At 49.9% G+C, this 8,603-nt stretch carries 8 protein-coding genes; 6 read left to right on the forward strand and 2 right to left on the reverse strand.

Going from position 1 to position 8,603, the window contains the following annotated elements:
- Window positions 1-213: 213 nt before the first annotated feature.
- From F8N49_RS21790 to F8N49_RS21805, 4 genes are all read left to right on the forward strand, one after another.
- Window positions 214-1,470, forward strand: coding sequence for an integrase domain-containing protein (locus F8N49_RS21790; RefSeq protein ID WP_151552509.1), 1,257 nt, complete (start codon window positions 214-216; stop codon window positions 1,468-1,470).
- A 412-nt stretch (window positions 1,471-1,882) separates the two neighbouring features.
- Window positions 1,883-3,277, forward strand: coding sequence for a YfjI family protein (locus F8N49_RS21795; protein ID WP_151552510.1), 1,395 nt, complete (start codon window positions 1,883-1,885; stop codon window positions 3,275-3,277).
- On the forward strand, window positions 3,261-3,596 hold the full coding sequence (locus tag F8N49_RS21800) for a hypothetical protein (protein ID WP_151552512.1): 336 nt from the start codon (window positions 3,261-3,263) through the stop codon (window positions 3,594-3,596). The genes F8N49_RS21795 and F8N49_RS21800 overlap by 17 nt, the downstream gene beginning before the upstream one ends.
- Window positions 3,597-3,967: 371 nt before the next feature.
- Complete coding sequence (locus tag F8N49_RS21805) at window positions 3,968-4,213, forward strand: hypothetical protein (RefSeq protein WP_151552514.1); 246 nt, start codon at window positions 3,968-3,970, stop codon at window positions 4,211-4,213.
- Between the two features lie 223 nt (window positions 4,214-4,436).
- On the opposite strand, the gene F8N49_RS21810 is transcribed toward F8N49_RS21805, so the two are convergent.
- Window positions 4,437-4,784: a hypothetical protein gene (locus F8N49_RS21810; RefSeq protein ID WP_151552516.1), complete on the reverse strand. Its 348-nt coding sequence runs from the start codon at window positions 4,782-4,784 to the stop codon at window positions 4,437-4,439.
- A gap of 907 nt (window positions 4,785-5,691) precedes the next feature.
- On the opposite strand from F8N49_RS21810, the gene F8N49_RS21815 reads away from it, so the two are divergent.
- Window positions 5,692-7,119: a deoxyguanosinetriphosphate triphosphohydrolase family protein gene (locus F8N49_RS21815; protein WP_218574898.1), complete on the forward strand. Its 1,428-nt coding sequence runs from the start codon at window positions 5,692-5,694 to the stop codon at window positions 7,117-7,119.
- Window positions 7,120-7,177: 58 nt separating this feature from the next.
- Window positions 7,178-7,876: a hypothetical protein gene (locus F8N49_RS21820; RefSeq protein WP_151552520.1), complete on the forward strand. Its 699-nt coding sequence runs from the start codon at window positions 7,178-7,180 to the stop codon at window positions 7,874-7,876.
- Between the two features lie 262 nt (window positions 7,877-8,138).
- Here F8N49_RS21820 and F8N49_RS21825 read toward each other — a convergent pair.
- Window positions 8,139-8,603: hypothetical protein (locus tag F8N49_RS21825; RefSeq protein ID WP_218574899.1), on the reverse strand; the 465-nt coding region annotated here is incomplete at its 5' end.

The raw sequence follows: 8,603 nt of genomic DNA on the forward strand, positions 1-8,603 counted from the left end.
ACGGGGGTTCAAATCCCCCCGGCTCCACCACTTCATCATCTAAAGACGTCCACGGACGTCTTTTTTTGTGCCTGAAATCTAGTAAATACGGGGGTTTCAGGGCTATTGGGCTCCACAGCGCTTCATGCAGATCCATTTTGAAATGTATTCCAAGGCGTATTCCAAGCCCCTGACTGGTAAATTTTGGAATACACAAACAGCGTTGGAGTACCCATGGGAGCCCGAGCCACACGCCTTTCAGACCTTAAAATCAAAGCCGCCAAGCCCAAGGACAAGGACTACACATTGACCGACGGCGACGGCCTTCAGTTACGAGTCCGAACCAACGGTTCGAGGCTTTGGAATTTCAACTACATCCATCCCGTGACCAAGAAACGGATCAACATGGGACTGGGGACATTTCCAGAACTCAGCCTGGCTCATGCGCGAAAACGCACGGTTGAAGCCAGGGAGCTGGTTGCCCAAGGACTGGACCCGAAAGAGCAACGCGATGCAGATCGCCAAGCGAAAAAAGCTGCGACAGAGCACACCTTTCGAAACGTCGCGACAGCCTGGTTTGAACTCAAGAAAGACTCCGTGACAACCGCCTACGCTGAAGACATCTGGCGCTCGCTCACGCTGCACATCTTCCCGGATCTGGAAGCAACCCCGATTTCTGAAATCAGCGCACCTCAGGTCATCAAGTTGCTTAGACCACTTGAAACCAAAGGCAGCTTGGAAACGGTCAAGCGCCTGACCCAACGCCTCAACGAAATCATGACTTACGGGGTGAACTATGGACTTATCCACGCCAACCCCCTGAGCGGAATTCGATCGGTCTTCAAAAAACCAAAGAAGAAAAACATGGCAGCATTGCCCCCCGATGAGCTCAATGAACTCATGGTGGCAATTGCCAACGCCAGCATCAAAAGAACCACCCGATGCCTCATCGAATGGCAGCTCCACACGATGACTCGGCCAGCAGAAGCTGCAACCACTCGATGGGCTGACATCGACGTCGGAAAGAAGATCTGGACCATTCCACCGGAGCGAATGAAGAAACGTCGCACACACATCATCCCGCTCACGGAGCAGGCTTTAGCTCTCCTCGAGGCCATCAAACCATACAGTGGACACAGAGAGCACGTGTTCCCCTCGGATCGCAACCCCCGCACTCACTGCAACAGCCAGACCGCCAACATGGCGCTGAAACGTATGGGGTTTGAGGGGCGACTCGTCAGCCACGGAATGCGCTCCATGGCCAGCACGATCCTGAACGAGCACGCATGGGATGCAGAACTCATTGAGGTAGCTTTGGCTCACGTTGACAAAGACGAGGTAAGAAGCGCTTACAACCGCGCAGACTACATTGAACGTCGACGCCCGATGATGGCCTGGTGGAGTGAGCACATTCAAAAGGCGGCCACGGGGGATTTTTCAATCGCAGCAATCCATGAAAACAGAAACCGGAAAGTCGTCTCGATTCGTTAATCAGATTCAAATTGATGGCGACGGCGGCGACAGCGGCGACAACCCTTGCCGTCCCTGAACAGGGGTGAGGCGACGAACTGGCGGTCGTCGCCAACATAACTCCCGATCATGCTTTCCCGCCGTAGCAGCTGTAGTCGCGAAGGCTTCGCCGCGGCGTTTTGCAGCGGCTCGCTTGGCGATCTCACATACGGTAATAAATCTATCTAAAGCCACCGAGACCCAAGGTCTTCTACGTAAACTGCCTCCCCTGATGGCCTGGTTGATCGCGAGTCGAGCGCGGGGTACACCAACGCCTCACGAGGAGCAGTTAACGACGATCCCGAGTAGTTCCAGAGCGCTGAAAATACATCTCATCGTCGTGCTTTCTCCTTAATAGCGAGGAAAAACTGATCTCATAAGGAGATGGTTCTCGATGCAATTGTGCGAAAAATGCGATCCGCCACCGCGCCCCCTTCTGGATTATCAGCCCCGCCCCTTGAGCTACCCGGTCGAAGCGCTCGGTGAGCTCTTGGGAGACGCGGTAGAACGGATGGCAGAGGTGATCGGCGCACCGATCGCCATGGCCGCTCAATCGGTGCTGGCCACTGCGGCTTTGGTGACTCAGGGCCACGTCAACGTACAGCTCGACGGTCGCAACTACCCACTGTCTCTGTATCTGCTAACGATCGCATCATCAGGTGACCGTAAAAGTGCAGTGGATCACCAAGCCCTCTCGGCAGCACGTAGCTGGGAGCGAGAGCAGTGGTCTGTGTACATGGAAAAGCTCAACGCCTACCAATCTGCTATCCGTCTTGCGGCCAGAGCCCAGCGACAGGCAAAGCATGACATCTGTGAACTCTCCGAGCCCGTCCAGCCCAGACTGATCTCAACCGACCCTACCATCGAAGCCCTCATAAAAAACCTGTGTTATGGGCTGCCAAGCATGGGCCTGTTCAATGACGAAGGCGGTCAATTCCTCGGCGGCAGCACCATGAGCAAAGAGAACCAGCTCAAAGCCATCACCGCGCTTTCGAAAATCTGGGATGGCAGCCCTATAGACCGGGCACGCTCCATGCCCGGGGAAAGCCTTCGAGCCTATGATCGTCGTCTAAGCATGCATCTGATGCTGCAGCCGTATCTCGCTAACCAGTTCCTCAAAGATCCGATGATCAATGGCCAAGGTGTACTCGGCAGATTCCTGATCAGTTGGCCTGAACGTTTGATAGGTCAACGCCTGTACAAGGCGGTAGATCTGACGCAAGACCCCAAGGTCCAGCGCTACCAATCGCATATCACTGATCTTCTGAAGAAACCGTTAGCGACCAACAAAGACGGATCACTCAAGCTCACGACAATGGAATTGACGCACAGCGCCCGCATGGCCTGGATTGATATTCACGACACCATAGAGTGCCAGTCTGGCGAGTTCGGGGAGCTGGCAGGCGTGCAATCCGTCGCAAGTAAAGCTGCAGCGAATGTACTGCGCATCGCGGGGGTTCTGGCGGTAATCGAACAAGCAACTACCTTGAACGAAGAGCATATTCAGCGCGCTTCAACGCTAATGGATTATTACCTCGCCGAGATTCAACGCCTGACTGAGCAAGAACCGGTTAACACCCTACGAGAGGAAGCGGATCGTTTGTTACGGTGGTTGAAGCAGAAAGGCTGGACGCGCTTTACCATCCGAGACATCAATCGCAACGGTCCACGCTTTGCACGCAAGAGCAGTGATCACACTGCCACGCTCCTCGTTGAGTTACTCACAACGCAATGTGTGAGATGCCAAGACACAAAAAATTTCGAGGTGTGCCGTGTTCCGTCTGAATGACGCAGTACGCCGCTTTCAGTCAAAAAATCAGATGCGCCCTGTCCTGCGGTGTGTCGCCACGTCCGTCGCCAAGCTGTCGCCAGATGCCAACCATGGCGTTCCGCAGATTGTCGCCAGTGTCGCCGCTGTCGCCACACCCAACTCAGACCCTGCCGACATCAAACTGCTGATCCAGCAGTTGTGCAATGACGGAGTGGAGTTGCGCCACCATGAAAATACTCTGCACATCCGACCGAGACACTGGCACCAGTTGGACCAAATCAACGGCCACTGGAAAGCTATGCTTCTCTTCCTTCAAACGAATGAAAATGATGTCTAGCGTGAGGATCGATCAGCGTGAGAACCATGACGCTGGCTATCTCCAACTACTGACTGATCCAAGGCTTGCGGGCTACGCCAAATTCAGAAGACGAAAGTATCGGATGCAGACAACCCTGCGCCCAACATTCGGGAACACTCGATAGTCGGTTTTCGGATTGACGGCAAATGTCAGTGGATGCAATTTACAAGCTCACACTAGCCGCCAGGATCTTCAAGACGGCACTGCGGTTTCCGCAGGATCCTCCCAAAACGCATCGCTTCCGGAAGCGCGGACAGTCGACCTATATGTCGACGGAAGCATGATATTCCCCCACCCAAGACGGGCCTCCCCGTCTTGGGGGTAGGCCTTTTTTAATTTTGGAGGCCTTAATGAAAAATCGACTGGTAGTCTACAAAGCCTTAAAGGCGATTAACGTGCCTGAGCAGCGAATCGAAGCAGTTATCCAAGCCATGGATTCTGATAGGCATTTGTCCTCTGCAGGTATATCCAATCCCGACTTCGCACAATTTCGGGCAGAGCTATCCCGGTTTCGGGTGAGTCTCATTGTAGATATTGGCGTGATGCTCTCCCTCGTGGCGGCGATTCTCTTCGCTGGGATTGCGTTTATCCGCTGACAACTATTTCTTCCAGCAAAATCAGAAACCATCTGTTCTAGGACAGGTGGTTTTTTTGCTCAGGTACCAGGCACTGGATCGCGCAGACAGTGCTGACTAGTCGCAGCGCATAGCTAGGCGCATGCTTGGCTAGGTTCAGCTATCGGCCAGGAGCAAGCATCCAATACGTGTAGGGCATCAGGAACGATTCATCGCTGACGAGGTGCCCTAAAAGAGAGTATTTTTACTCTATGGAGCTGCTCAGCGTCCCGATCCAAAAGTACAGGGCGTTCAGAAGGGCTGCGATCACCCCAAGCATCGCCGCTTTTGTGTTCAGCATGGCGGCCGCGGTGGTGATCGCAATAACCTTCGCCTGATCGAGGTTCTGGATCTGGGCCACGTCTTCTTGCCAGGTAGCAGAGATGTGCCAAAGCATCGCCGATAGGATCGTGATGATGATGCTAGAGGCAATCATAAGCTTTTTCAGGCCAGATATGACCCAAGGATTATCTACGCAGTAGTTGCGCACGAAACAGATTATGGCGCCAGCAATGCTGGCAGTGGTGCGGAACAGCTTGTACAACTTCTTCATTCAAGAGCCTTATCAGTGGGTACGGCAACCATTTTCAGTCACCTACATCACCTTTCGGCACGTTCCTCGGATTTATTTACTGCTTTTCTCAGATTGTTTCAAAAATTGCTTTGAGAACGACGTCAGATATTGCTTATCAATGATGCAGCCCGTCTTGCTTGGCCATCGTATCTGCGTGGTCAGTGCCTTGCAGTCATGAGCACGTCGCGTGCGCTATCGCAGCCTGACGAAGAGAGCTGTATGGTGGGGTATGTAGCTCGCTAGGGCGATTCGTGCCTCTGTCTGGTGGTGTAGCAGGCAGCGCTTGTAGCTTTCAGCCTTCGACATATTCAGTGCGTTCTTAAATAGACTGGGGCGTTTTCAGCCCTTCGAGAAAAGGCAAAAATCGGCCATGTCCGGACATTCGTGGCAGGCATAAAATCCCCAGTGTGACAGGCTTCGGTTGCTGATCCCTGGCCTGAGAAACGGCGAACGCATCGGAGTTGCACCCAATCCATCGCAGAGCCACAGCTATCGTATTTCATGTCGCAGAAAATTGAGCACCTGCGACAGACTCACGCGACACCGCAAAACTTTACCCCGCGGTGAGAGCGAATCTTCGCATAACTTAGGAATAGAGCGACGAACCAATTTGGAGCGAAGAGCTGCTATCGACTCAAAAACGGAAAGATTTGCTATAAAAATCTACACTAAATTTATGCTCGAAATAGGAAGGGCGCTCGCCCTCGCGCTTCAGCTTGTCGGTTAGGATATCTGCGCGCTTGGCTGGGATGCTCAGTATGGTAATGTTCGCCGCAATCCTGACCGTAGCCTTCTGGAAAAAGTATCCATGGAAGAAAAACCAGTAACCCCAAGCATTTGGTCCGAATCTCGCCGTCCTCGCACGAATCCCACAGGGGCTTACGGAATGGCTAAAGAGACCACTGAGCAAGGGCTGATGGGCGATTCATCCAGCCTTAGCGCTGTTACACATCGTTCGGTGTTTCAGCAAGACTATGATCGTTTGCTTTTCTCCACTCCGGTTCGTCGCTTAGCTGATAAAACTCAGGTTTGGCCCATGGAAGAGAATGATGGAGTGCGTACTCGTTTAACGCATTCCCATGAGGTTTCCAACCTAGCACGCTCGATTGGCGCTCGTGCGTACAAGGGCGCTCGTGACGCTTTCAGGCAGAATGGCTGTGGTGACGATAGTCTCGCTGAGATGATTAACCCTCTGCTGCTGTCGATAGGTCTCGGACACGATTTAGGTAACCCTCCGTTTGGGCACCAAGGTGAGGTTGCCATTGGCCGCTGGTTTGAGCAACGCAAAGACTGGATTTTTACTAAAATCAAGAAAGATGAGGATCTTCTGGAGGCTCCAGTTCCAGAGGAGTACTGGCCTGAGTTCGTTGAGTTTGATGGAAATCCGCAAAGCCTTCGTCTTTTAACCAGACTTCAGACACATATTGACGGACTTGGTCTTGACTTGTCTGCTGCTACCTTGGCAGCGGGACTGAAATATCCTGTAAGTTACTTAAACAGAGATAAAGATGATCCAGTTAGAAAAAAAGGTGGTTATTTCGAGTCGGAAAAAGACTTGGTTGACTGGATTAGAAAACAGACCGGGCTGGAGGAAGGGCAGCGTCACCCGCTGACTTGGATTATGGAGGCGTGTGACGATATCGCTTATTCCGTTTTGGATGTTGATGATGTCCTCAAAAAAGGGATTATGTCTCCGGATGACGTGCTAGTTATACTTCGCCAAAACTTTAAAACCGATGGCGTGATTGGTAAAATTCAAGAAAAATTTAGAGATATTGAGTCCCGCCTGTTTTCTCCGGAAATTCAACGCGATATTAAGATTGAGTATCTAAGAGCTTACCTTATAGAGAGTCTGATTGAGCACGCGAGCAAAACATTTGTAGAAAATGTCCCTGCAATTTTTGGTTTCAAGTCAATAAAACCTTTGATGGATGACAGTCGGCTTTGCGATGAACTGAAGAAAATTGCGCAGCAAAATGCTTTCAATCATTCATCTGTACTGCGTATGGAGGCTTTAGGCTCTCAGGCCATCGATGGTTTGATGACTGTACTGTGGGAGGCTATCTCCTGTCGTAAAAAATTTGATGAGATTCGATCAAAGCGAATGGGGGCTCGTGCTAAGTATGTATTCTCGTTGATAAGTCCAAACTATATTGAACAAGCTGACAAATATATAAATTCATCAACGGTCGCTTCGGTGTTGCGCTATCGTGAGCTTCGCCTGCTTACAGATATGGTGTCAGGAATGACTGATACTTTTGCCATGCGTCTCTGGAAAGATATTGAGGTTATGCCTGATGTCAATTGCGCCTAATAAGTCAGCTTTAAAGCGCCGATTGGATCGATATCTTTGGGCAAACAGGTCTGGAGAGATGGAAGCTTTGCAGGCCGTTTTGAAGTCTAACTTTCGGTCCTTTGATCGAGTCGCGGTCATAGGTGGGCTTGTTCGTGATTTTGCTCGCGAGGGGCGAACAGGTTTTAGATCTGACGTAGATCTAGTGATTCACGACTCTAAAGAGGAAGTAGCGCTTTTGGCTGAAAAGCTTAAGGCGACGCCTAATCGATTTGGAGGCTACGGATATAAAAGTGGGCCTTGGAAAATTGACTTTTGGGCTTTAGAAACCACGTGGGCAAAAAAGCATGTACCCATGCAAACACTGGAAGATGTTTTGCTTGGTACATTCTTTGATTGGGATGCGGTCGCTTATGACTTGTGGGAAAGAAAGTTGATATGTCATGACGACTACCTTGAGCGCTTAAGAACAAAAAAGCTTGAAATCAACTTGCGGCCCAATCCATCCCCTATGGGGAATCTTGTTCGAGCCATTAGAAGATTAGTTTTATGGCAGTTAGTTCCAGGTGAGCGATTGACGTGCTTTATTGATGAGTACTTAGATGAAGACGCTCTTCGCTATTTGCAAAAAAAAGAAGAAGAGCTATTTTCTTATTGTGTTTCATCTCGCTGGAAGACTGTTGAGGAAGCTAAATGCTACCTATTTCAGGAGAGGGTATCACATGACCTTCAACTTGATCTTTTTCATATAAAACATCAAGACTCAAAGTTCAGATAGCTGCTTTAATGGATTTAATTTCTTCCTGGTAGCACCTTTCGGCTTAAAAAATGCCAAATTAAAATGTGGACTTTTATTTCTATTCTTAAATGTATTTCTGGTTGCAAGCAGCCGTTAATGATCGCCGCTTTCGGCCACAGTGGCTAGCCCGTATAGCGATCAGGGCCAGACCATGAACCGTATGGTCGCACCAGCTTGGTATGCACCCTGATAGCTCGATGAGGGAATCTAACTGCTTTTTAGTTTTATCAATTGTTAATCTCTACGCTCGCGTTGTTCCATTTGTCAGATAGGTAATGAACCTATCATAGTGAAAGTCATTGCGAGCTCCAACCCACTCTTTGAGTTTTTCACTTGCAAAATTTCCAGACAAAAGCGCTTGTTTGGTGCAGTTCCTTGTTGCTGAAAGTGTCGACAGCTCTGTAATTATTGCTTTCTTTTTTTGGCAAAGGTAGTCCCTATTGAATACCTTTTTATTGGACAAAGCATTAATCTCATCGAATAGATCTTGACCTTTATATTGGCATGCATCCACAACGATATAGATCGCGTCGTCAAAGCTTAATATTTCGTTGGCGGTTGCACAATTGAACTCCGGTGAAAAGCAATTATTCCTGTTAAAACGAGCATTTAGCTCATTTGCAAAGGCAATATTTTTCTTTTGACTTGCACCCGGCGCCTGTTCGGGGTCGATATATTGAAATATCATATTGAATTCTTGAGAATT

The organism is Pseudomonas sp. GXM4, assembly GCF_008923895.1.
Taxonomy (GTDB): domain Bacteria; phylum Pseudomonadota; class Gammaproteobacteria; order Pseudomonadales; family Pseudomonadaceae; genus Aquipseudomonas; species Aquipseudomonas atacamensis.

Coding starts and splice junctions, on each gene's coding strand:
- F8N49_RS21790 (WP_151552509.1), top strand. CDS start 214: ATGGGAGCCCGAGCCACACGCCTTTCAGACCTTAAAATCAAAGCCGCC.
- F8N49_RS21795 (WP_151552510.1), top strand. CDS start 1,883: ATGCAATTGTGCGAAAAATGCGATCCGCCACCGCGCCCCCTTCTGGAT.
- F8N49_RS21805 (WP_151552514.1), top strand. CDS start 3,968: ATGAAAAATCGACTGGTAGTCTACAAAGCCTTAAAGGCGATTAACGTG.
- F8N49_RS21810 (WP_151552516.1), bottom strand. CDS start 4,784: ATGAAGAAGTTGTACAAGCTGTTCCGCACCACTGCCAGCATTGCTGGC.
- F8N49_RS21815 (WP_218574898.1), top strand. CDS start 5,692: ATGGCTAAAGAGACCACTGAGCAAGGGCTGATGGGCGATTCATCCAGC.
- F8N49_RS21820 (WP_151552520.1), top strand. CDS start 7,178: ATGGAAGCTTTGCAGGCCGTTTTGAAGTCTAACTTTCGGTCCTTTGAT.